This window comes from Streptomyces sp. AK02-01A, assembly GCF_033795305.1.
Lineage (GTDB): Bacteria > Actinomycetota > Actinomycetes > Streptomycetales > Streptomycetaceae > Streptomyces.
This window is the reverse complement of sequence record NZ_JARBAE010000011.1, coordinates 1-23,113: the sequence shown is the minus strand read 5'-3', so window position 1 is coordinate 23,113 and position 23,113 is coordinate 1. Positions and strand designations below refer to the sequence as shown.

General features: G+C 68.6%; 23 protein-coding genes. 15 read left to right on the top strand and 8 right to left on the bottom strand.

Features of this window, described 5'->3' with window-relative positions:
* Positions 1 to 186 precede the first annotated feature (186 nt).
* A complete protein-coding gene (locus PV679_RS13480; protein WP_319680416.1) occupies positions 187 to 561 on the top strand; it encodes a WhiB family transcriptional regulator in 375 nt (124 codons plus the stop codon).
* A 213-nt stretch (positions 562 to 774) separates the two neighbouring features.
* Here the strand turns inward: PV679_RS13480 and glpX are convergent, their stop codons facing one another.
* Entirely contained in the window at positions 775 to 1,806 is a 1,032-nt protein-coding gene (gene glpX, locus PV679_RS13475) for a class II fructose-bisphosphatase (protein WP_319680415.1), read from the bottom strand.
* A 123-nt stretch (positions 1,807 to 1,929) separates the two neighbouring features.
* Here glpX and PV679_RS13470 point away from each other — a divergent pair, with 123 nt between their 5' ends.
* A complete protein-coding gene (locus tag PV679_RS13470; protein WP_319680414.1) occupies positions 1,930 to 2,454 on the top strand; it encodes a DUF4245 domain-containing protein in 525 nt (174 codons plus the stop codon).
* Between the two features lie 88 nt (positions 2,455 to 2,542).
* Here PV679_RS13470 and PV679_RS13465 read toward each other — a convergent pair whose 3' ends face one another.
* The 4 genes from PV679_RS13465 to PV679_RS13450 all read right to left on the bottom strand — a co-directional run bounded on the left by PV679_RS13465 (position 2,543) and on the right by PV679_RS13450 (position 6,353).
* Positions 2,543 to 3,133, bottom strand: coding sequence for a malonic semialdehyde reductase (locus PV679_RS13465; protein WP_319680413.1), 591 nt, complete (start codon positions 3,131 to 3,133; stop codon positions 2,543 to 2,545).
* Positions 3,134 to 3,328: 195 nt separating this feature from the next.
* Positions 3,329 to 3,589 (bottom strand): exodeoxyribonuclease VII small subunit, encoded by a 261-nt coding sequence (locus PV679_RS13460; RefSeq protein WP_319680412.1) that lies wholly within the window; start codon positions 3,587 to 3,589, stop codon positions 3,329 to 3,331.
* A gap of 63 nt (positions 3,590 to 3,652) precedes the next feature.
* Positions 3,653 to 4,861, bottom strand: a complete 1,209-nt coding sequence (gene xseA / locus PV679_RS13455) for an exodeoxyribonuclease VII large subunit (RefSeq protein WP_319680411.1) — start codon at positions 4,859 to 4,861, stop codon at positions 3,653 to 3,655.
* A gap of 85 nt (positions 4,862 to 4,946) precedes the next feature.
* Positions 4,947 to 6,353: an APC family permease gene (locus PV679_RS13450; RefSeq protein WP_416069713.1), complete on the bottom strand. Its 1,407-nt coding sequence runs from the start codon at positions 6,351 to 6,353 to the stop codon at positions 4,947 to 4,949.
* 117 nt (positions 6,354 to 6,470) lie between these two features.
* Here PV679_RS13450 and PV679_RS13445 point away from each other — a divergent pair, with 117 nt between their 5' ends.
* Positions 6,471 to 7,499, top strand: a complete 1,029-nt coding sequence (locus PV679_RS13445; protein WP_319680410.1) for a 4-hydroxy-3-methylbut-2-enyl diphosphate reductase — start codon at positions 6,471 to 6,473, stop codon at positions 7,497 to 7,499.
* Positions 7,500 to 7,646: 147 nt separating this feature from the next.
* On the top strand, positions 7,647 to 8,384 hold the full coding sequence (gene ppgK, locus PV679_RS13440) for a polyphosphate--glucose phosphotransferase (protein ID WP_319680409.1): 738 nt from the start codon (positions 7,647 to 7,649) through the stop codon (positions 8,382 to 8,384).
* Positions 8,385 to 8,484: 100 nt separating this feature from the next.
* On the opposite strand, the gene PV679_RS13435 is transcribed toward ppgK, so the two are convergent.
* On the bottom strand, positions 8,485 to 9,114 hold the full coding sequence (locus tag PV679_RS13435; protein ID WP_319680408.1) for a DUF6542 domain-containing protein: 630 nt from the start codon (positions 9,112 to 9,114) through the stop codon (positions 8,485 to 8,487).
* Between the two features lie 197 nt (positions 9,115 to 9,311).
* On the opposite strand from PV679_RS13435, the gene ychF reads away from it, so the two are divergent.
* The 5 genes from ychF to PV679_RS13410 all read left to right on the top strand — a co-directional run bounded on the left by ychF (position 9,312) and on the right by PV679_RS13410 (position 13,333).
* Positions 9,312 to 10,400 carry a redox-regulated ATPase YchF gene (gene ychF, locus PV679_RS13430; protein ID WP_319680407.1) on the top strand — a complete coding sequence of 363 codons (1,089 nt, stop codon included), beginning with the start codon at positions 9,312 to 9,314 and terminating at the stop codon, positions 10,398 to 10,400.
* 196 nt (positions 10,401 to 10,596) lie between these two features.
* A complete protein-coding gene (locus tag PV679_RS13425) occupies positions 10,597 to 10,878 on the top strand; it encodes a type II toxin-antitoxin system prevent-host-death family antitoxin (RefSeq protein ID WP_319680406.1) in 282 nt (93 codons plus the stop codon).
* Positions 10,875 to 11,129 (top strand): Txe/YoeB family addiction module toxin, encoded by a 255-nt coding sequence (locus tag PV679_RS13420; protein ID WP_319680405.1) that lies wholly within the window; start codon positions 10,875 to 10,877, stop codon positions 11,127 to 11,129. Before PV679_RS13425 ends, PV679_RS13420 begins: the two co-directional genes overlap by 4 nt.
* A 262-nt stretch (positions 11,130 to 11,391) precedes the next feature.
* Positions 11,392 to 12,306, top strand: a complete 915-nt coding sequence (locus PV679_RS13415) for a hypothetical protein (protein ID WP_319680404.1) — start codon at positions 11,392 to 11,394, stop codon at positions 12,304 to 12,306.
* A 544-nt stretch (positions 12,307 to 12,850) separates the two neighbouring features.
* A complete protein-coding gene (locus tag PV679_RS13410) occupies positions 12,851 to 13,333 on the top strand; it encodes a cupin domain-containing protein (protein WP_319680403.1) in 483 nt (160 codons plus the stop codon).
* Here the strand turns inward: PV679_RS13410 and PV679_RS13405 are convergent.
* Complete coding sequence (locus PV679_RS13405; RefSeq protein WP_319680402.1) at positions 13,318 to 14,445, bottom strand: threonine synthase; 1,128 nt, start codon at positions 14,443 to 14,445, stop codon at positions 13,318 to 13,320. The genes PV679_RS13410 and PV679_RS13405 overlap by 16 nt on opposite strands.
* A gap of 270 nt (positions 14,446 to 14,715) precedes the next feature.
* On the opposite strand from PV679_RS13405, the gene PV679_RS13400 reads away from it, so the two are divergent.
* The 6 genes from PV679_RS13400 (at position 14,716) to PV679_RS13375 (ending at position 21,999) form a co-directional block, all read left to right on the top strand.
* Positions 14,716 to 15,468 (top strand): GntR family transcriptional regulator, encoded by a 753-nt coding sequence (locus tag PV679_RS13400; protein ID WP_319680401.1) that lies wholly within the window; start codon positions 14,716 to 14,718, stop codon positions 15,466 to 15,468.
* Positions 15,469 to 15,627: 159 nt separating this feature from the next.
* On the top strand, positions 15,628 to 17,400 hold the full coding sequence (locus tag PV679_RS13395; RefSeq protein ID WP_319680400.1) for a hypothetical protein: 1,773 nt from the start codon (positions 15,628 to 15,630) through the stop codon (positions 17,398 to 17,400).
* A 250-nt stretch (positions 17,401 to 17,650) separates the two neighbouring features.
* Positions 17,651 to 17,830, top strand: a complete 180-nt coding sequence (locus tag PV679_RS13390) for an SPOR domain-containing protein (protein ID WP_319680399.1) — start codon at positions 17,651 to 17,653, stop codon at positions 17,828 to 17,830.
* A 349-nt stretch (positions 17,831 to 18,179) separates the two neighbouring features.
* Positions 18,180 to 18,587, top strand: a complete 408-nt coding sequence (locus PV679_RS13385) for a (deoxy)nucleoside triphosphate pyrophosphohydrolase (RefSeq protein ID WP_319680398.1) — start codon at positions 18,180 to 18,182, stop codon at positions 18,585 to 18,587.
* A 257-nt stretch (positions 18,588 to 18,844) separates the two neighbouring features.
* Positions 18,845 to 19,294: an ATP-binding protein gene (locus PV679_RS13380; RefSeq protein WP_319680397.1), complete on the top strand. Its 450-nt coding sequence runs from the start codon at positions 18,845 to 18,847 to the stop codon at positions 19,292 to 19,294.
* Between the two features lie 146 nt (positions 19,295 to 19,440).
* Positions 19,441 to 21,999: a SpoIIE family protein phosphatase gene (locus tag PV679_RS13375; RefSeq protein WP_319680396.1), complete on the top strand. Its 2,559-nt coding sequence runs from the start codon at positions 19,441 to 19,443 to the stop codon at positions 21,997 to 21,999.
* Between the two features lie 272 nt (positions 22,000 to 22,271).
* On the opposite strand, the gene PV679_RS13370 is transcribed toward PV679_RS13375, so the two are convergent.
* Positions 22,272 to 22,982 carry a PspA/IM30 family protein gene (locus PV679_RS13370; RefSeq protein ID WP_319680395.1) on the bottom strand — a complete coding sequence of 237 codons (711 nt, stop codon included), beginning with the start codon at positions 22,980 to 22,982 and terminating at the stop codon, positions 22,272 to 22,274.
* Positions 22,983 to 23,113 lie beyond the last annotated feature (131 nt).

Below are 23,113 nucleotides of genomic sequence, written 5' to 3'. Positions count from 1 at the left end.
GTCCGGGCGGCCTCGACCTGTATGGCTGTTTTCGGCCAAAACCGTCCGTCGGTGATTGCGCGTCCGTAATTCCGTACTGCGTTCCGAACTCCGGAACTGAGTGCCACGCAGTGCATAGGCGCGCGCACAGCGGGTAGGGAGTGCTGCATCGTCTCTCGCTCGCGAAGCCGTCGTCAGGAGTAGACCGTGCTGCAACTGCCGCATCAGCCCCTGCAGGTCGCCGCCGTGCCCCCGCAGCGGAGTCCCGCTCGGGAGGATCAGGCCGGCCCCTGGCATTCGGAGGCGGTGTGCCGCCGTGACGAGGCCGGATTGTTCTTCGCCCCGTCGAAAGAGCCGACGGCCGCGAGGCTGGCGCGCGAGGAGGCCGCGAAGCGGGTCTGCGCTCGCTGTCCGGTGATGGTCGACTGCCGGGAACACGCGCTGCTCCAGCCCGAGCCGTACGGCGTCTGGGGCGGGCTGACCGCGGCCGAGCGCCGCGTCGTCCTGGCCCGTCGCCGCAGGCGCGAGGTGGAGCTGCGGAAGGCCGCCTCGGCGGGCGACCGGATCGCCGCCGCGGGCTGACACGCCTCGGCGCCCAGGCGCCCGGCCTCAGACATCCAGGCATACGGTCAGGTATCCGGGCATACGGAAGGGGCGTCCCCGCCGCACAACAGGGACGCCCCTTCCGTAAGGGCCCTCCGCCTCACCAGGTGGAGGCGGCGCCGTGGCCGTGCCGAGCGGCGACGAGATGCCGTGGCTGTCGTCGCGCGCCCGCCTGGGATGACGGGACAGCTCTTACTTCGCGCGGTCGAAGTCGATCGTGCTGTACGCCCGGAGCTTGGACAGCCGGTGGGTCGAGTCGATCTGCCGGATCGTGCCCGACTTGGAGCGCATCACCAGGGACGATGTCGTCGCGGTCTCCGAGCGGTAGCGCACTCCGCGCAGCAGCTCGCCGTCCGTGATGCCGGTGGCGACGAAGAACACGTTGTCGCCGCTGACCAGGTCATCGGTGGACAGGACGCGGTCCAGGTCGTGCCCGGCGTCGATCGCGCGCTGCCGTTCCGCGTCGTCCTTGGGCCAGAGCTTGCCCTGGATGACACCGCCGAGGCACTTGATCGCGCACGCCGAGATGATGCCCTCGGGCGTGCCGCCGATGCCCATCAGCAGATCGACACCGGTGCCTTCGCGCGCGGCCATGATCGAACCGGCCACGTCGCCGTCGGAGATGAACTTGATCCGGGCGCCGGTCTCCCGGATCTCCTTGACCACGCCGTCGTGGCGTGGTCGGTCGAGGATGACCACCGTGACGTCGTCCGGAAGCATCCGCTTGGCTTTGGCGACCCGGCGGATATTGACCGAGACGGGCGCGTTGATGTCGACGAAGTCGGCGGCCTCGGCCCCGGTGACCAGCTTGTCCATGTAGAAGACCGCGGACGGGTCGAACATGGTGCCCCGGTCGGCGGCGGCGAGGACGGCGATGGCGTTGGGCATGCCCTTGGCGTTGAGCGTGGTGCCGTCGATGGGATCCACGGCGATGTCGACCTCGGCGCCGGTGCCGTCGCCGATCCGCTCGCCGTTGAACAGCATCGGGGCCTCGTCCTTCTCGCCTTCGCCGATGACGACCACGCCGTTCATCGACACGGTGGAGACAAGCGTCCGCATGGCGTTCACCGCGGCGCCGTCCGCGCCGTTCTTGTCGCCGCGCCCGACCCACCGGCCGGCCGCCATGGCGGCGGCCTCGGTGACCCGGACCAGCTCCAGGGCGAGGTTGCGGTCGGGTGCCTCGGGAGGCACCTCCAGTGGGGGCGGCAGTTGATGCTCGGTCATCGGAGCGCACCTTTCTGTACGACGACGGCCGGATAAGAGGGTGATACGACTGTATCCGCACCTCGACAGTTTGAGCAGAGGGGCCCACGTATGAGCGCGGGCCCTTGATGCGACCATGGTGGGGTGGCAGCTCAGCGAGGCAGACAGACGGTGCGGGACCTGGTCCTGTCGATGGCGGTCATCGGGGTCGTCGTCGCCGGGATCTATGTGTTCATTCCGCATGACGAGAAGGCCGATCCGGTCAAGGCGGTCGACTACCGGGTCGAGCTGGTGACGGCGCGCCGGGCCGCGCCGTATCCGGTGCTGGCTCCGACGGGTCTGCCGGAGAAGTGGAAGCCGACGTCGGTCTCCTACGAGCGGCAGAGCGAGAACGCGTGGCACCTGGGCTATCTGGACCCGGACGGCGAATATGTCGCGGTCGAACAGTCGACGGCGGCCGCGGAGAAGTATGTGCCGGAGGTCAGCCGGCGGGCGGAGGACACCGGCAGGACCCAGCAGGTGGCGGGCGAGACCTGGCAGCGCTGGGAGGGGCCGAAGTACGACGCGCTGGTCCGTACCGACGCGGGCGCGACGACGGTCGTCACCGGGACCGCGTCCTACGGCCGACTGGCCGAGATGGCGGCCGCGCTGGAGTCCGGCACATCGTGAGAACACGCGCCGCGCGGTCCTGAGACGCAAGGATGAAGGCCGCCGTCCCGGCAGGGACGGCGGCCTTCGCGCGTTCGGGCCCGGAGGCTCAGACGGTGGTGATGACCTCGTCGTAGGAGAGGCGCGGGGAGCGGGGGAACCAGGCTTCCTCGCCGGGCTTGCCGATGTTGACGACCATCAGCGGGGTGTGGTCGGCGTCCAGGAACTCCTTCTGGATGCCGGCGGCGTCGAAGCCGGTCATCGGGCCCGCGGCGAGACCGGCGGCGCGTATGCCCACGATGAAGTACGCGGCCTGGAGGGCGCCGTTCAGCGCCGCGCTGCCCTCGCGGACCGTACGGTCACCGAAGAACAGGTCCTTGGCCTGCGGGAAGTGCGGGAAGAGCTGCGGGAGCTCCTCGTGGAAGTCGTTGTCCGCGGCCAGGATCGCGACCAGGGGCGCGCTGGCGGTCTTGGGCTGGTTGCCCTCGGCCATGTGCTGGACCAGGCGCTCGCGGGCCTCCGCGGAGCGGACCAGGACGACCCGCAGCGGCGACTGGTTCATGGAGGTGGGGCCGTACTTGACCAGGTCGTAGATCGCCTGCACCTGCTCCTCGGTCACCGGCTCGTCGGTGAACGTGTTGGCGGTGCGGGCTTCTCGGAAGAGGAGGTCCTGGGCGGCGGGGTCAAGAACGAGGGACATCTGGAGGTACCTTCCGAACATGCGGCGGGTGGAACGATCACCTCATACGGTACGGGTTAGATATATTAAGTTTCAACAAAAATCGCGGTTCGCGTGATCCGATTCACAGGTGTCCCGCACGGCCCGCTGGGCAGGGATCAAGGTTATTCGTTTCCCGCCTTCCGCTCCGGGCCGGGTCCATGGACGCGGCCCGGGTCAGTCGGCGGTATCGGCGGTATCGGTGTCGTTGGCGTCGTCGATCAGTGACGCGTCCAGCCGCGCCCGGGCGCCTTCCAGCCAGCGGCGGCAGACCTTCGCCAGCTCCTCGCCCCGCTCCCACAGCGCCAGGGAGTCCTCCAGCGAGGCGCCGCCCGCCTCCAGCCGGCGTACCACCTCGATCAGCTCGTCCCGCGCCTGCTCGTAGCCGAGGGTGTCCGCGGCCGTAGCCGCCGATGTCCCGTTGTCCGTCCTGGCCATGTGATCCACCTTAGGTACGCGCCTGTGCGCGCGATCCGACAACGACTGCGCGGCGGTGCGGGCTCACTCCGCGACCCGCACCGTGAACTCGCCGCGTGCCACCCGGGCCCGCAGCTCCTCGGCCGCCGTGATGTCCTCCGGCGACCGTACGACCGTGCCGTCCGGGCGCTGGAGCACCGCGTAGCCGCGCTCCAGCGTCGCCGCGGGAGACAGCGACACCACCCGCGCCCAGGTGTGCGACAGCTCCGAGTCCGCGCGGTCCAGCAGATGCCGCAGCACCCGCCGGCCCCGGTCGGCCAGCGCGTCCACCTCGGCCTCGCGCTCCTCCACCATCCGGTGCGGCCGCTCCATCACGGGCCGGGCCAGAGCATGGGCGAGACCGCGCTCCTCGCGGTCGAGCAGCCCGCGCACCGTCCGCAGCGCCCGGTCCCGGAGCGCCTGGACGCGGTCCAGCTCCTCGCCGACGTCCGGCACGGTCTTCTTCGCCGCGTCGGTCGGTGTCGAGGCCCGCACATCCGCCACGAGATCAAGCAGCGGAGAGTCCGGCTCATGCCCGATCGCGGAGACGACCGGAGTGCGGCAGGCGGCCACCGCTCTGACGAGCTGCTCGTCGGAGAACGGCAGCAGATCCTCCACGCTGCCGCCGCCGCGCGCCACGATGATCACGTCCACCTCCGGCAGCCCGTCCAGCTCCTTCACCGCCTGGACGACCTGGGCCACCGCGTTGACTCCCTGCACCGCCGTGTTGCGTACCTCGAAGCGCACCGCGGGCCACCGCCGCCGCGCGTTCTCCAGCACATCGCGCTCGGCCGCCGACGCCCGACCGCACACCAGTCCGATGAGCTGCGGCAGAAAGGGCAGCGGCTTCTTGCGGTCGGCCGCGAACAGTCCCTCCGCGCCGAGGGACTGCCGCAACCGCTCCAGCCGCACGAGCAGTTCGCCGGTCCCGACCGGCCGTATCTCCGTGGCCCGCAGCGAGAGCTGGCCGCGCGGCGCGTACCACTCCGGCTTGGCCCGCACCACCACGCGCGCGCCCTCGGAGACCACGTCGGCGATCGCGTCGAAGACCTGCCGGAAGCAGGTGACGCCCACCGAGATGTCGTACGAGGGATCTCTGAGCGTCAGAAAGACGACTCCCGCGCCCGGCCGCCGCGAGAGCTGGGTGATCTGTCCCTCCACCCAGACGGCACCGAGCCGGTCGATCCATCCGCCGATGAGCCGCGACACCTCACCGACGGGCAGCGGGGCGTCCGCCGAAGTGTTGAGAGCCATACCGGGAGCGTATCCGCCGGCTGTGACATCACTCGGAGAATGTCCCGCCGCCGGGCCGTGGCCACGACCCGGCGGAGACCATCACTCACTCCGGAGCCGTACGCCCGCCGCGTCTCCGCTGCGCGATCAGCACCAGCAGTCCCACGGCCAGCCAGACCGCACCCACCACCTGCGCCGGGGCCGCGGCCTCCACGATCACCGCGACCAGGATCGCCGCGCCGGCCGTCGGCAGCACCACCTGTGCGAACCAGCGCGGTGGCCCCTCCATCCGCCGTACCGCGAACCATCCCACCACCGACGCGTGCAGCAGGACGAACGCCGTCAGCGCTCCGACGTCCACCACCGAGACCAGCTCGTCCAGGCCGTTGTCGCGCCGGGCCGCCCACACCGCGGCCACCAGCGTCACCACCGCGGCCCCCAGCAGCGCCACTCGGGGTACACCCGAGTCGGTCCTCGACAGCGTCCGTGGCAGCCTGCGCTCCCGGCCCATCGCGAAGAGCAGCCGGCCCGCGGCCGCCTGCCCGGCCAGCGCCGCGAACGCCGCGCCGATCGCCTTGCTCGCCGCCACCAGATCATGCAGCCAGGCTCCGACCGAGGCATCCACCGCGTCGTAGAACGCCGTCCCCTGGCCGGCCGGATCGGCGGCCAGCCGCGCCGAGCCCACCGGCTCCAGCAGCGCCACCAGATACGTCTGCGCGATGAACAGCACGCCCGCGAGCACCAGACAGAAGAGCACGGCCCGCGCCACCAGCCGCGAACCGTCCGTACGTCTCGCGCCACGCACCTCCTCCACGAACGAGGCGATCGCGTCGAAACCCAGATACGACAGGACCGCGATGGACACGGCGCCCAGCACCGCCGTCAGTGAGAAGCCCGCGTCGCCGGTGAACGGCGTGGCCCAGCCCCGCTCGGCTCCGTTCCTCACGAGCACCACCACGGCGGACACCACGAACACCAGCAGCACCACGATCTCCATCGCCAGCACCGCGAAGCCGACCCGGGCCGCGGCCCGGGCACCCCACAGATTGAGCAGCGTCGTGACCACCACGGCTACGGCGGTCCAGATCCACCGGTCGACGGAGGGCACGAGCGCCTGCATCGCGATCCCGGCGAAGAGATAGGCGACGGCCGGGATGAGCAGATAGTTGAGCATCGCCATCCAGCCGGCGATGAATCCGGGGCCCTCGCCGAGCCCCTTGCGCGCGTAACCGAACACGGAACCGGCCTGCGGGGCCACTCGCACCATCTGCGCGTAACTGAACGCGGTGAACGCCATCGCGACCGTCGCCACCACATAGACCAGCGCCACCGACCCGTGCGACGTGGCGTCGAGCGCGCCGAAGACACCGACCGGAGCCATGGGCGCGATGAAGAGCAGTCCGTATACGACGAGGTCACGGAAGCCCAGCGTCCGCCGCAGCCCGCCGTCGCCGGCCGCGGGCCCGCCCGCCGACCGTCCGTCCATGCCGCTCCCGGCGCCGGTGTCGGTCATACCGTCCCTTCGTCGGTCGGCCCCGTGTCCGTCCGGGGCCAGTGTCGGACAGCGGCCCGTCCACGGCCAGTGCCGGGCGGACTTCCACCTCTTCCGGGCGGCCTTACGATGGGGCGCATGACTGCTACGCCCAGCCCGTCGCCCGCCGCGGCCTCCAGCGGAGACGCCGTGCGCCACGCCGGCAAACGCGTCCTGCTCGCCGCTCCCCGTGGTTACTGCGCGGGTGTGGACCGCGCCGTGATCGCCGTCGAGAAAGCCCTGGAGCAGTACGGGGCGCCGATCTATGTCCGCCACGAGATCGTCCACAACAAGTACGTCGTGCAGACCCTGGAGCGGAAAGGCGCGATCTTCGTCGAGGAGACGGCGGAGGTCCCCGAGGGATCGATCGTCATGTTCTCCGCGCACGGCGTCGCGCCGGTCGTCCACGACGAGGCGGCCGGCCGCAGGCTCGCCACCATCGACGCGACCTGCCCGCTGGTGACCAAGGTCCACAAGGAAGCCGTCCGCTTCGCCAACGAGGACTACGACATCCTGCTGATCGGCCACGAGGGCCATGAGGAGGTCATCGGCACCTCGGGCGAGGCGCCGGACCACATCACGCTGGTCGACGGCCCGGACGATGTCGCGAACGTCGAGGTCCGCGACGACTCCAAGGTCGTCTGGCTCTCGCAGACCACGCTCTCCGTCGACGAGACGATGGAGACGGTCGACAAGCTCAAGGAGAAGTTCCCGCAGCTCATCTCGCCGCCGAGCGACGACATCTGCTACGCCACGCAGAACCGCCAGATCGCGGTCAAGCAGATGGGCTCCGACGCGGATCTGGTGATCGTCGTCGGCTCCAAGAACTCCTCCAATTCGGTACGGCTGGTCGAGGTCGCCCTCGGTGCGGGCGCGGGCGACGCCCATCTCGTCGACGGCGCCGACGAGATCGACGAGGCATGGCTCGACGGCGTCTCCACGGTCGGTGTGACCTCCGGCGCGTCCGTCCCGGAGATCCTGGTCGAAGGCGTGCTGGAGTGGCTCTCGGGGCGTGGCTTCGAGGACGTCGAGATCGTCAAGGCGGCCGAGGAGTCGATCACGTTCTCGCTGCCCAAGGAACTGCGCCGCGATCTGCGCGCGGAGGCGGCCGCACTCGCCGGGAAGTGACGGCCCGGCCGGTTCCCGTCCGGCCCACCGCTCCGGCGCGGGACGTGCGCGCCGGAGCGGGCGGCCGCGCCGCCAATGCGGGCGTCCTGGCCCGGAATTGGGCCGTCCCGGAAGTCGCGGCCGAAGTCTGCCCGTAACGTTGTGTCCATGAACGTCTTCGGAGTGGACATCGGCGGCTCGGGAATCAAGGGTGCGCCCGTGGACCTGGAGCGCGGCGACCTGGTTGAACCGCGACATAAAGTACTGACCCCGCATCCCGCGACGCCGGAGAGCGTCGCCGACGGTGTGGTCGAGGTTGTGCGGCACTTCGGCTGGTCGGGCCCGGTCGGCATCACCTTTCCCGGTGTGGTCACGGGTTCGGTGATCCGTACCGCCGCCAATGTCGACAAGGCATGGATCGATGTGGACGCGGGGCAGGTGCTCGGCGACCGGCTGAATCTCCGTGCCACCGTCCTCAATGACGCCGACGCGGCGGGCGTGGCCGAGATGGCCTTCGGCGCGGGACGCGGCCGTAAGGGCACCGTGTTTCTGCTGACCTTCGGTACGGGTATCGGCAGCGCGCTGTTCATCGACGGCAAGCTGGTGCCCAACACCGAGCTGGGCCATCTGGAGCTGCACGGCCACGACGCGGAGAAGCACGCCTCGACGAAGGTCAAGGAAGACGAGGATCTGAGCTGGCACCACTGGGCGCACCGCGTCCAGAAGTATCTGGCCCATGTGGAGATGCTGTTCTCGCCCGAGCTGTTCATCATCGGCGGCGGAGTGAGCCGAAAGGCCGACAAGTTCCTGCCGCTGATCGAGGGGATCAAGGCCGACGTCGTGCCGGCCGAGCTGCAGAACAACGCGGGGATCGTGGGCGCCGCGATGGCGGCGGCCGGGAGATGACTCCGGCGCGGTGACGGTCCGTACGACGACACGCGGGCCGTCACCGCGCGTCGCGCGTTCCGGGGCCGAGCCGTCCGCCGGGCCGTCGGCGGCGCGTGGTTCAGCCGCGCCGCACGGCCCTGGGTGCGGCGCTTCTGGGCGCGGGTGGCCGGGCGGCGGCCGCGCCGGTCCTGGTGGTGGCGGTGGTGAAGGTGGTGGCGGTGTTCGGGGCCCGCAGCCGCCGGCTCATCTGCCGCACCTTCCGTACGGACGCGATGAGCCCGGCGACGAGCGTGCCGCCGTACAGCCAGCCCGCGTGCACCGCGAGCGCCGTGACGAGCGCCATGGTGTGCCCGACGAATCCGCTTCCGCCGGTGATCGGAATCGTGCCGACCGCGAAGGCGATCGGCACGCTGATCGGGGCCGTCACCAGGTCGGCGGTCCGTACCCAGAGCGCGGTCAGCGCGCTGACCGGCAGAAACAGCAGGCCGTACGCCAGGGGCGCGCCGTCCAGGAGCAGCTCGTCGAGAAAGGCGACGACCAGCATCGCCGAGACGGCGAACAGGCCCGCGCCGAGGCCGGTGAACCGGGGATTGGGCAGCCTGCGCAGCCGGACCACCACCGGCGGCACTCGCCGCGGCGCCGCCTGGACCCGGTAGACACCGACGCTCTCGGCGACGGCGTCCTGCCGCGCGAGAGGGGGCCGCGGCCGCTGCCGGCGCTGGGGCTGACGTGTCCTGTGCTGCTCCACCCGAACAACGTAGGTGGCGGAGGGGCAGGATTCAGGGGTTGGACACGCCCTTTGGGTGACCTTGGCGTTGAGTTCGAGGCCGCAGGGCAGGCCGCGCGCCGCCCGGGACCCGTCGCCGGCCGCCGCGGACCGCCCGTAAACTGGGGGATCGGGCCGCACCGGCCATCTGCCAGTCCTCACTCCAGGAAGTCGCCAACGTGTCGCTCACGATCGGAATCGTCGGCCTGCCGAATGTCGGCAAGTCGACCCTGTTCAACGCCCTGACCAAGAACGACGTGCTGGCGGCCAACTACCCGTTCGCCACCATCGAGCCCAATGTCGGCGTGGTCGGCGTGCCGGACCCGCGCCTGCACAAGCTCGCGGAGGTCTTCGGCTCCCAGCGGATCCTGCCGGCCACGGTCGACTTCGTGGATATCGCCGGCATCGTGCGCGGCGCCTCGGAGGGTGAGGGCCTGGGCAACAAGTTCCTGGCGAACATCCGTGAGTCCGACGCGATCTGCCAGGTCATCCGTGCCTTCAAGGACGAGAACGTCGTCCATGTCGACGGCAAGGTCTCGCCGAAGGACGACATCGAGACGATCAACACCGAGCTGATCCTCGCCGACCTCCAGACGATCGAGAAGGTCCTTCCGCGCCTCCAGAGGGAGTCGCGCATCAAGAAGGACGTGCTGCCGAAGGTCAAGGCCATCGAAGAGGCCCAGGCCATTCTGGAGACCGGTGAGACCCTCTTCTCCGCAGGTGTCGTCCAGGGCACCGAGAAGGCAGAGCCGCTGCACGACCTGCATCTGCTCACGACCAAGCCCTTCCTCTACGTCTTCAACGTCGACGAGGAGGAGCTGACGGACGACACCTTCAAGGACGAGCAGCGGGCGCTGGTCGCACCCGCCGAGGCGATCTTCCTCAACGCGAAGCTGGAGTCGGACCTCGCCGAGCTGGACGACGAGGAGGCTCTGGAACTGCTCCAGTCGGTCGGCCAGCAGGAACCGGGCCTGGCCACCCTCGCCCATGTCGGCTTCCGCACGCTGGGCCTCCAGACCTACCTCACGGCCGGCCCGAAGGAATCCCGCGCCTGGACGATCAAGAAGGGCGCCACCGCTCCCGAGGCGGCCGGTGTGATCCACACCGACTTCCAGAAGGGCTTCATCAAGGCCGAGGTCATCTCCTTCGCCGATCTGGTCGAGACCGGCTCGGTGGCCGACGCCCGCTCGGCGGGCAAGGCTCGTATGGAGGGCAAGGAGTATGTGATGCAGGACGGCGATGTGGTGGAGTTCCGGTTCAACGTGTAGCGGGTGATATAGCACCACATGGCTGATCTGGCAAACATACAGGTCAGAAGGGGCCCACTTCTCTGGAGTGGGTCCCAAGCCTTTTCCCGTGCTGGATCGGTGCTGGGGCGGCTAATCGTCCGTCAGTCGTTTCCTCTCCCTGGACGGCATCAAGAGTGGTACGTTATTAGGTACCACTTGATGGAAGGGTCAGGGCATGTCTATAACTGCGAGTGAAGCCCGCAAGGAACTGTTTCCGCTGATCAAGAAGGTCAACGAGAACCACGAGGTCATCGAGATCGTCTCCAAGCACGGCAACGCCGTGCTTGTCTCGGCTGATGACTATGCGGCGCTGCGCGAGGGCTCGTACCTGCTGCGCTCGCCGGCGAACGCCCGCCGTCTGCTCAAGGCGTACGAGAACGCCCTGTCCCACGTCAACGTGTCGGAACGAGAGCTGATCGATCCAGGCCCGTCGGACGCTGGTGCGGGTGCCGCGTGAGGCTCGTCTTCGAGGACCAGGGCTGGGAGGACTACACGTCCTGGCTCAAGAGCGACCGCAAGATGCTTGCTCGGATCAACAAGCTCATCGAGGACGTCAGGCGTGATCCCTTCTCGGGAATCGGCAAGCCTGAACCGCTGAAGTACCACTTGGCGGGGGCTTGGTCGCGACGGATCGACGACGAGCACCGCCTCGTCTACCTGGTGACGGACAAGGAGATCGTCGTCCTCGCCGCCAGATACCACTACTGATCGCTGAGTTGTCGGCGTGGGCTGGGATGCCCCTCCTGGGCTGAGATGACCTCGTCGGAACCTCCGTTTCCGTTAGTGGAATCTCTGCGTCCGGCGTTCCGCTTCACCCCGGCCGAGTGCCGGTCCGATCTACGGTTCGAGGAAATAGGGGGATTTTCGAATGGCTGATGTCATCTTTCTGAGTCAGGCTGAACCGGTCGATGAGTAGGGTCGTGCTCTTTATGCGGTATCGCGATCAATTCTGAGGGCTCATTTTGATGAGTTGTCGCAAGCGGATCTAGAAGACCTCAATTGCGATCGGGTGGACGTCACGTTTCGGCAGCTTGCTAAGCTTGCTCGTCTCCATCGCGACAAGGGATTGCGCGGAGATGGGTTTGAGTGGGCTGTTCACGAGGCGATTGTCGGCGGCGAACAACGCGTTGTCGATCTGGTCGGCGAAGCACTCAGAAAGGTAAGCCCTAGGGCATTTGCCGATTTGGGCAGACCGACGTCTCTGATGTTCGGGCACGAACGTGCACGCCATCTCGGATTCACTGAGGCAGTTGTCAACAACGCGAGTGGTGATGCCGTGTTGTTGCCTGACGGATCAGGCAGGCCATTCGCATTCGGATCCTGGGTGCCGATTGCTGCTGGTGGTGTTGCCGCCGAGCCTCAGCTTCGAGAACGGATCAAGAAGGTATGGAAGACCGACCTCTTCCTGAGTAGTACGGAGAAGGCGCGATTTGCTGCCGCCACCATCAAGAGTAATTGGCATCAACTCGAAGATGGTAACGGGCTCCGAGTGGCGATTGTTCCCCAAGCCGTAGACCTTCCGGCAGGATATCAGAGGTGGAAGAGTCTCCACCTGATCGCTCTACCGGACCCGGACGGCTTTATGGGCTTGTTCAACGATGCGTATGAGGCGGTTGCTGAAGCGGTTCTGACGGTTGGCAGGCACGATCGTGCGCCCTATTACTACAAGCCGAGTGCGAAGGCGCAGAAGATCCAGGCGCAACTGGAGAAGTACGGGAAGGTGAAGGTAGTCGACATACTTGATGCCCTGAACGAAGCGGCACAGCAGAATCTGATTACTGTCGACCGAAAGCTCATGTCGGTGGAAGCGCCTACGTGGCTCCATATCAATGAAAAGCGTACGCCCATCATCGCGCCGAGGCCGTCGTTCGAGAAGCTCGACTGAGCGTAGCGCCCGGCGCCATGGATCTTCCGCGGTTGCGTCTGCGCTTCCCTTCGCAAGGCGGCTGTACTCGCGCACCGCGCGCCTACGTCTCCCTGGTGATGTCCTCGATCGGGTGGCGGTGGGAGGACCTCGCATCGCGGTCGCGGGTGCTGGATGTGTTGGATGAACAGCTACCGTGCTGGATCGGTGCTGGATGCGACCCTCTCGAAGCCTGTTTCCGCAGGTCGCAGCCCTGTACTACATGTTCCGCTTCAACGTGTAGCGGAACCCCGGCAAATATGCAGGTCGGAAGGGGTCTGGCTGTTCGCAGTCGGGCCCCTGCGTTTTTCCGTGCTGGATCGGTGCTGGATCATCCATCAGGCGTACGCCAGCGCTGCGTGACCGTCACCGGCACGGAACGTCGTGAAATCCCGTACACGCCGGTCCTCCTCGCTGCCGGTCGGGCCGCTTGATCGTACTGATGCGCACGGAGATTTGAACCGGCGCGCCGTGATCCGGCGCGGGTGCACGAGTATGGGACCAGGACGGAAGTTGGGGGCGGGCGATGTCGTATCCGGAAGCTCGTTATACGGGGGACAGCGGCGAGATCAATGTGGTGTTCCGGCCCGCGGACACACCGGCCGATGTGCGGTCGCCCTCCGGCGCCCGGACCCATTTCGTGGCCACATCGGCGTCGACGCGCGGCGAGTTCGGGCTCTACCGGATGGACATGGTCCCGCGGGGCGGCGGGCCCGGGCCGCACTTCCACAAGACGATCTCGGAGTCCTTCTTCGTGCTCGACGGGACCGTCCGGCTGTATGACGGCGCGGGCTGGACCGACGCGGAGAAGGGCGACTTCCTCTATGTGCCACCGGGTGGGCTGCATGGCTTCCGCAACGACTCCGACGAGCCCGCGTCGGTGTTGATCCTGTTCGCGCCAGGCGCGCCCCGCGAGGAGTACTTCGAGAAGATCTCGACGGTGGCACGGATGACTGAGGAGGAACGGTCCGCCTTCTTCATCAGGCACGACACCTACTGGACGGACTGAGGCGCGAGAGGGCCGCCGGCCGGGGCCAGTCCTGTCTTTGCACCGGCGCCGCAGAGAGGTACGACCGTGCTACGGGCGGTCCAGCCGTCCACCGCCGCCCAGCAGGCGACGCCGGTCGGCTCGACGAAGAGTCCGCGCGCGGCCAGATCGAGCTGGGCGGCGCGTAGCTGATCCTCCGTCACGGTGAGGAAGGTGCCGCCGGACTCCCTGACGGCACGCAGAATCTGACGGGTGCGCGGCGGGTTCCGGATGGCGATGCCCTCGGCGACGGTGGGCGCCGGGGCGGAAGCGGCCCCGGTGAGCAATTCGTCGGCGCCCGCGCGGAAAGCCGCCGCCAGCGGTGAGACCGCCTCGGCCTGGACGACGATCAGAGCGGGGCTTTCACCGATGAGCCCGTGTCCACGCAGCTCGGCGATCGCCATCGCCGCGCCCAGCAGCAGGGTGCCATTGCCGACCGGGACGACGACGGCCTCCGGCAGACGGCCTCCGAGGTCCTCCCACAGCTCGTAGACATAGGTCTTCGTACCGTGCAGGAAATACGGGTTGTAAACATGGCTGGCGTAGAACGTGCCCGGTTCGTCGGCGGCCGCGCGGGCGGCCAGAGCCGTGGCCTCACGGTTGCCCGCGACACGTTCGAGGCGTGCGCCATGGGCCTGGATCTGCTCGGTCTTCTTGAGCGAGGTGGCCTCGGGAACATAGACCGTGCAGGGCAGGCCGGCCCGCGCGCAATATGCCGCGACGGCCGTCCCGGCGTTGCCGCTGCTGTCGGCGATCACCCGCTCGGGCCCGAGCCGCCGCGCCAGCTCCGCCAGGAGCACCGCGCCGCGGTCCTTGAAGGAGAGCGTCGGCATCAGGAAATCGAGCTTGGCGGAGACGGACGGCGTCAGCGGGACAAGCGGCGTACGGCCCTCGCCGAGTGTCGTGAGCGGCGCGGAGAGCGGCAGCGCCTCCTCGTACCGCCACAGTGAATTGACCCGCAGGGGAAGGGATCCGAGCGGTACGGGCGAGGCGTCGAAGTCGAGATCCCAGGGCCCGCGGCAGACGGGACAGCACCAGGCGAGCGACTCGACGGAGGAGCGGGTGCCGTCGGCCGGGCAGCGGTACATCGTCATGGCGGCCAGCATGGCAGTTCCGCGCGGCGCCGGGTGGAGTGATCTCGGTGGTTGGCGGCGCCGCGCCGGGAGAAGCGGACAGGTCGGGCCGGGCGCGGAGAGATGGACGGATGTCTCGTGCTGCTCCGTGCCGACTTCCTTGCCCACCCGAACGGCAGAGCCCTGGACAAACCCCGATCATCACTTCGAGTGAGACTCTGGCCCATGCTTGCGGTCAACAACCGACGGTCGTCAGGCTGTTGCTGTCTGTCAACCTGATGGGAGTGGCCAGTGGCTTTCGGTGAGCAGCCCGCTTATCTGCGCGTTGCGAGCGATCTACGAGAGAAGATCGCCAATGGCGCTCTGCCGCCGCACACCCGACTGCCCTCGCAGGCCCGGATTCGCGAGGAGTACGGCGTCTCCGACACGGTCGCGCTGGAGGCACGCAAGGTCCTGATGGCCGAAGGGCTGGTGGAGGGCCGCTCCGGATCAGGCACGTATGTGCGGGAGCGTCCGGTCCCGCGCCGGATCGCGCGCTCCGGCTACCGGCCGCCGTCCGGCTCCAGCCCGTTCCGCCAGGAGCAGACGGAGGAAGGTGCGCGGGGCACCTGGGAGTCCCGCAGTGAGCAGGCCGAGGCGGGGCCGGAGATCGCTGCCCGGCTGGGTATCGAGCCCGGCGACCGGGTGATGCGTACACGCTATGTGTTCCGGGACGGAGGCGAGCCCATGATGCTCTCCACCTCCTGGGAGCCGCTCGCGGTCACCGGGCGCACGCCGGTGATGCTGCCCGAGGAAGGGCCACTCGGAGGCTGTGGAGTGGTCGAGCGGATGGCGGCCATCGACATCGTCGTGGACAACGTTCTGGAGGAGGTCGGCGCGCGCCCGGGGCTGGCGGAGGAGCTCATGGCGCTCGGCGGCGTACCGGGCCATGTGGTGATGGTCCTGGAGCGGACGTATTACGCGTCGGGGCGGGCCGTGGAGACGGCGGATGTGGTTGTGCCCGCCGACCGGTACCGCGTCTCTTACCACCTTTCCGTCAAGTGACCGCTGGCCGGACGCTCTCGTCCGGCCGTCGTGACGGCGAGTTAACTCCTGGCCTGTCGCCGTAACGGCGGGGCAATCACCCGCTGATGTGGTTTGTCATGTCCACCTCCTACCTTCCCGTTTGTACCGGTATACCGCCGACACGAACGGAAGTTACCGATGACGGACACCGAGGCATCAACCGCGATATCCGGCGCGACACCCGCCGCCGGCGCCACCGAACTGGGCCTGCCGAGGCGCAGCTACGCGAAGCTCGCCGCCGACGAGAGCCGCGAGGACTACTCGCTCCGCTATGCCCCGCACTCCTTCCGCCGCTGGTCGCCCTCGATGGTCGCGGGCACCGCGCTCGGCGGTATCGCCTATCTGGCCGACTTCGCGATCGGTGCCTCGATCGTCTTCACCTACGGTTTCAGCAGTGGATTCGCCTCCATCCTCACGGCGGCGGCGATCATCTTCCTGACCGGGATCCCGATCGCGCGCGCCTGCGCCACGTACGGCCTGGACATGGATCTCGTCACCCGTGGCGCGGGTTTCGGTTACTTCGGTTCGACGCTGACCTCGCTCATCTACGCCTCCTTCACCTTCATCTTCTTCGCGCTCGAAGGTTCGATCATGGCGCAGGCCATGCATCAGGCCGTCGGACTCCCGGTCGAGATCGGCTACTTGCTGACGACCCTGATCGTCATTCCGATCGTGTTCCGCGGAATGGGCGCGCTGGCGAAGGTGCAGGCATGGACCCAGCCGGTCTGGATCATCGGCATGGTGCTGCCGTTCGTGGTGCTCGCATTCAACGCGCCGGACGCGTGGGGCGCCTTCGGTTCCTTCGGCGGTACGGAAGGGGCCGGTTCCGGTTTCTCCTGGATCGGCTTCGGTCTGGGGACGGGTGTCGCGCTCTCGCTCATCGCCCAGATCGGTGAACAGGCCGACTATCTGCGCTTCATGCCCGCCAAGACCGAGCAGAACAAGCGCCGCTGGAACGTCGCCGTCCTCGCCGCGGGACCCGGTTGGGTCATCATCGGCGCGGCCAAGCAACTGGGTGGCGCGTTCCTCGCCTTCGTTGCGCTGGAGGCCGTGGGCAAGACGCATGCCCTGGAGCCGATCGCTCCGCAGATCGAGGCGCTCAAGCCCTGGCTCGGCTCGTTCGCCCTGCCCGCGGCCGCGGTCTTCGTCATCGTCTCCCAGATCAAGATCAACGTCACCAACGCCTACAGCGGCTCGCTGTCCTGGTCGAACTTCTTCTCCCGCATCACGCACAGGCATCCGGGAAGGGTCTGGTACATCTTCCTCAACCTCGCCATCGCTCTGACGCTGATGGAGATGAACATGTTCGCGGCTCTCAACAAGCTGCTGGGCTTCTACTCGAACGTGGGCATCGCCTGGATCACGGCCGTCGCCGCCGACCTGGTCATCAACAAGAGGATCGGACTGAGCCCCAAGTACATCGAGTTCAAACGGGCTTATCTGTACGCGGTGAACCCGGCCGGCTTCGGCGCGATGGTGATCGCCTCCACCGTTTCGATCCTGGCCTTCTTCGGGCTGTTCGGTGAGTACCCGGAAGCCTTCTCGACCTTCATCGCGGCCGGACTCGCCCTGGTCCTCTGCCCGTTGATCGCCTGGGCGACAAAGGGGAAGTACTACCTGGCCCGGCCGAATCCGGTCAACGGCCCGCATGTCCAGGTCGAGGACATCACCGCCACCCATATCTGCGCGGTGTGCGAGACGGCGTACGAACTGCCGGACATCGCGGACTGTCCGGTCCACTCGGGACCGATCTGCTCTCTCTGCTGCTCGCTCGACTCCGAGTGCGGCGATGTGTGCAGGAAGGACACGGTGGCCGGACCCGTACTGATGCCGCTGCCGACGGTACGTGTGGCCCACGCGACGCCTACGGACATGACGGCGGGAGCGGACCTGGTGGCGCGTACGGACTGAACGGTCCGACGGAACTCCGGGACGGCGGACGTCGGTCCGGCGTAGGCTCAAGCCGGCGGACGTGGGGACCACAAGGGGCGCGCACGCCGGTGCGTGCCCACCGGCTTTCGGTGTTTTGTTGGCCGGATCGGTATCTCTTTGTGAAAACTCGTATCCGCTGCGTGAAGGTCAGGCGTAGGCTCGGGCATATGCGGATTGCGGTTTCCTGGGGAGATTCAGAGAGATGCGGGCCGACGGCGGGAGGGGCACGATGAACGACGCTGCTGCCCTGCTCCCATGGCTGGTGATACGGCAGGACGACAACGGCAACCGCTACCGGGTCGGCAGGTATGCCACTCAGGACGAGGCGCAGAAGATCGCTGACAGCCTCGACGGCCGTGGCCATCAGCAGCTCTACTGGGTCGAGCGCGTCGGCCAGGCCGCACGCTAGGACGTCGCGAGGAGTGGCGTCGTCCGCCCGCAGGGCCGGACTCACGGAGTCTGGTGCGTGCGATCGCAGGGCGGATCGTGCTCTTACCGGACGTATGTGGACCCGGGCGTACGCGGACGGTTCCGACAACGCGGCGAGTGCGCGTGCCAGGCGTCGTGAGCCGGCCGGGGCTCTTAAAGCACGACCAAGGCGACGTCCGGCGGGTCTTCGTGGGCCGGACAGGGCCAAGGCGCTGTCCGGCGAGACCGGCGTCGGCGGTGCGCTCCGGGCCATGCCCGGCCCGCGCGGGCGGTGCGCTCCGGGGCGGTGGCATCCCTGGCGCCCGGGCTCCCGCGTTACGCTGCGGCGCATGGGTGATCGTGTAGTGGTGGCGGGCGCTGTGTACGACCGGGGGAGGCTGCTGGCCGCCCGCCGTAGTGCGCCTCCCGAGCTGGCCGGCCGCTGGGAGCTGCCCGGCGGCAAGGTGGAGCCCGGAGAGGAGCCCGAGCAGGCTCTGGTGCGCGAGCTGCGGGAAGAACTCGGTGTGGAAGCGCGGCCGATGGAACGGATCCCCGGTGAGTGGCCGCTGAAGCCCGGCTATGTGCTCCAGGTGTGGACTGCCCGGCTGCTTTCCGGTGAGCCCCGGCCTCTTGAGGACCACGACGAACTCCGCTGGCTCGGTCCGGACGAGACGCACACGGTGAACTGGCTCGACCAGGACCGGCCTGCCGTGGCCGAGGCCGCCCGCCGTCTCCGCGGCGCCCTGCGGAGCCCCTGAGCCGGCGCCCTTGCCGGTCGCGGCCGTGACCCACCAGGGCCGTGACCCACCAGCGCCCTGACCCACCAGCGCCGTGGCGCACCCGGTGCCGGCGCACGGGCTCCAGATGCGGCGGCCCGCCGGACGCACCCGGCCCCGTATCCCGCGTACTCCCTCCGTGTCGGCGTGCCATCGCCGCGGCGGTAGCTGCGCCATATATCGGGTATGTCCAGATTGACCCCCTAAAAAGGACCTGGTTCAGCCGACGGTCTTGGGAAGTGATCGGCTTGATCGGCACAGAGGGCGCATGCGCCGAGTGGAGCTTGCCTGCCGAACTCGATGCCGTGCGCGACGCACGCCATGCCGTTTACGACACACTCAGCGCCTGGGGCGCGCCTCCCGCCGTTCGAGACATGGCCGTGCTGCTGGTCAGTGAGCTGGTGACAAATTCCCTCCGCTATGCGGCGGGACCGATCGGTGTACGGATGGCTGTCCACGCCCTCGCTCCCAGTTCGGGCAATCCCGACGACTCCGGCGACGCACAGCCCGCCGCGCTGTTGGTCGAAGTCTCCGATCCACTTCCGGATGTTCCGACCGAGCGTCCCGCGGGCCCCGACGACGAGGGTGGGCGAGGGCTGCACCTCGTGGCCTGTTCCGCCCGTCGCTGGGGCACGCGACGAGGGAAGACGGGTAAGACCGTGTGGTTCGAGCTGCCCCTCCCTGGTTAGAAGTGTGAAGGGACAACGATCACGCTGGACTCGGCTCAAATAGAACGAGACCGTGCTGTGATCGTGAACGCCGTGTCGCCTGGGGCCGTAGTGCTGAATACTGCGGACATGGCCGGTCCGGTGCGTGAGCTGGAGGGGACGGTCGCGTGAGCGAAATATCTGGGACGGCGGGCGACGTCGTATGGCAGAGCAGTCCGCCCGGCTCGATTTATGACTACATCAGAGTCGCTTCTTTCTCGATCGGCCCGGACGGGCTGGTCGACCAGTGGAGCCAACGGGCCACCGAGCTGTTCCACATCGGCCCGCACGAGGTCAGGGGCAAGGACCCGGTCGAGGTATTCATGCCCGCCGACCTGCGCTCGCGGGGCCACCGCAAGGTCAGCGAGATACTTGACGGCAAGGAATGGACCGGCCTGGTCCCGTTCCGGCTGGACCGGGGGCGCGGAGAGCACGGGCTCGCCGAGGTCTATGTGATGCCGAGCGAGACGGAGAGCGGCGAACGGGGCGCTCTCTGTATCGTCGTCGACGTCCGCGCGCTCCGCCGGATCGAATCCGACATCGCATCCTCGCAGGCGATTTTCGGCCAATCTCCCTTCGGCTTCCTGTTGTTCGGCGTGGACCTCAAGGTGCAGCGCGCCAACCAGCGCTTCGCCGCGGTCTTCGGCGGCGAGGCCAACGACCATCGCGGCCGGACGGTCCACGACTATCTCTCCCGCCCCGAGGCCGAGCGCATGACCGCCTCGCTCAAGCGTGTCCTGGAGACCGGAGAGCCCGTCACCGACCTCCAGATCGTCGGCACCCGGCCCGGCGGCAAGGAACGCCGGCACTGGTCCGTCGACCTGTATCGCGTGCACAGCGGTTCCGGCCGCCCCATCGGCGTCGCCGGAGTCGGCACCGATGTCACACGTCGTCATATCGCCGCCCGCGAGGCCGCCAGCGCCCGCCGTAACCTCGCCCTCCTCAACGAGGCGAGCGCGCGTATCGGGAACTCCCTGGACCTGGAGACCACCGCCCGCGAGCTGCTCGACGTCGCCGTCCCCGGTTTCTGCGATCTCGCGGCCGTCGATCTCTACCAGAGCCTGCTCACCGGAGAGGAGGCGCCGCCGGGACGCTGGGGCTCCTCCGGGACCGAATCCGGCGGCGGCAGCGCCCGGCTGCGCCGGGTCGCCTTCGCCAGCGCAGTCTCCGACGCCCCGCTGACCGGTCCCGACGGTCTGAGCGACAGCGGATACGTCCCACCCGAGGTCGGTGCGGTACACCGCTTCCCCTTCAGCTCGCGCGGCGCGAGCGCGCTGCGCACAGGCCGCGTGCAGTCCATACCCGGCGGGGCCGGCAGCCTCGTCCAGTCCACGCTCGCCGTTCCCATGGTCGCCCACGACACCGTCATCGGGCTCGTGCAGTTCTCCCGGGCGAAGGGCAGCGAACCCTTCGGCGAACGGGACCGGACACTCGCCGCCGAACTCGCCGCGCGCGCCGCCGTCTGTATCGACAACGCCCGCCTCTACCGGAGGGAGCATGAACGCGCGCTGATTCTGCAGCGCAGTCTGCTCCCGCCCGGCGACCCGGAGGCCGCCGGGCTGGACATCGCCTGCCGCTATCTGCCGGGCAACACGGCCACCGAGGTGGGCGGCGACTGGTTCGACGTCATCGAACTGCCCGGACACCGGACCGCGCTGGTCGTGGGCGACGTCATGGGGCGCGGCCTGCGAGCCGCCGTAGCCATGGGCGAGTTGCGTACGGCCGTGCGCACCCTGGCTCTGCTCGACCTGGAGCCCGCCGAGGTACTCTCCGCGCTCGACGAGATCGCACGCGGCCTCGGCTCTCCCATCGGCGCCCAGCAGGCGTCGCGGGTCGCCCACAAGTCGCGGGACGCGGACCTCTCCGAGGTCTATCTCGCCACCTGTGTCTATGCCGTCTATGACCCGGTCACCCGGCGCTGCACATTCGCCAACGCCGGCCATCTCCCGCCGGTGCTTGTCGAACCCGGCGAGGAGGCGCTGCTGCTCGATGTGCCGCCGGGAATGCCGCTGGGTGTGGGCGGTGAACCATTCGAGCAGGTGGAGGTCGAAGTGACGGAGGGCGCGCTGCTCGCTCTCTACACGGACGGCCTTGTCGAATCCCGTGACCATCCGCTCGACGAAGGCCTGACCGCCTTCCGCGCCGCCCTCGCGAATTCCGGACGGCCGCTGGAAGACGTCTGTGACCATGTGCTGAGCACCCTTGACACTCGGCACGGCGAGGACGACATCGCGCTCCTGATGGCGCGTATCCAGGGACTGCCGACCGACGCCGTCGGTGACTGGCGGCTGCCGCGCGAGCCGCGCTCCGTGGGCCGGGCCCGGGAGCTCGCCCGCGCCCAGTTGCTCGCCTGGGACCTCGAACCGCTGGTGGATACGGTCGAACTGCTGGTCAGCGAACTGGTCACCAACGCCATGCGCTACGGCGAGGGCGAGATCAGGCTCCGGCTGCTGCGCGACCGCACGCTCGTCTGTGAGGTGTGGGACGCGGGCCTCGTACAGCCGAGGCGGCGGCGGGCCCGCGACACCGACGAGGGCGGCCGGGGACTGCAACTGGTCGGTCTGCTGAGCGCGGCATGGGGCTCGCGCCGGACACCGCGAGGCAAGACGGTCTGGTTCGAACTCGCCCTGCCCGACGGCGGCCCGACAGCGGAACCCAGCGTCGAACAACTGCTGAGCATGTTCTGACGAAACGCCGACCGGGCCGCCGGGCCCGAGAGCGACGAGGAGACCGCCCGCGACGGTCGCGCCCGTAGGAGCGACGACGAGACCGCCGGAGCCAGGCCGGCGAATACGGCCAAGCCGCCGTTGGCGGCTGAGTCCTCCGGGCTGTCCGCGCCGACCGCGATCGAGTGGGCCGTACCGGTTGTGCCGCCTGGGCGGCTCGCACGGCGCCGGGCGCGGAGGCAGAGCTCTTCGAGGCGCCGGCAGGACCGCTTCCGGCGTCCCTGCTCCGCTGGTCAGGCGCCCTTCAGTGCGGCCAGCCGTGCTTCGATCTCCGCGCTGTCGCCGAGGCTGTCCAACTGCTCGAACTGCGCGTCGAGCGACGAGGCGGCGAGCTCCTGTTTGCCCATCGCCCGCGCCTCCTCGCGTCGCACCTTGTCCTCGAACCGGCCGATCTCGCTGGTCGGATCGAGCACATCGACGCTCTTGACCGCGTCCATCATCTGGTTCTGCGCATAGGCGGATGTGGAGCGGGCCACCAGCTCGTCGCGCTTCGACCGCAGCTCGGTCAGCTTTGACTTCATCCGCTCCAGGCCGCTCTTGAGCTTCTCCACGACCTCGGTCTGGGCGGCGATGGCCGGCTCGGCGGTCTTCGCCTCCTTCTCGGACTGGAGCTGCCGTCCCAGCGCCACCTTGGCGAGGTTGTCGAAGGTGTCCGCCTCCTCGCTCCGGCCGGCCGAACGCAGCTCGTCCGCCTTCCTGCTCGCCGCGAGCGCCTTGCCGCCCCACTCCCGGGCCGCCTCCACATCCTCCAGGTGGTCCTGCTCCAGCAATCGCAGATTCCCGATGGTGCCGGCCACCGCCTGCTCCGCCTCGCTGATGTTGTCGGTGTAGTCGCGGATCAACTGGTCGAGAAGCTTCTGGGGATCCTCGGCCTGGTCCAGCAGAGCGTTGATGTTGGCCTTCGCCAGCTGTGTGACGCGGCCGAGGATGGTCTGTCTGCGCATGGCTCTTCTCCTTGTGCGGAAAGGGAATCGCGTCAGAAACGGCCGCCGCCGCCCAACCTGCCGCGCGTGTTGCCGCCGCCAAAACTGCCAGGACCGCCGCCACCGCGACTCCCGGACCCCCCGCCGAAACC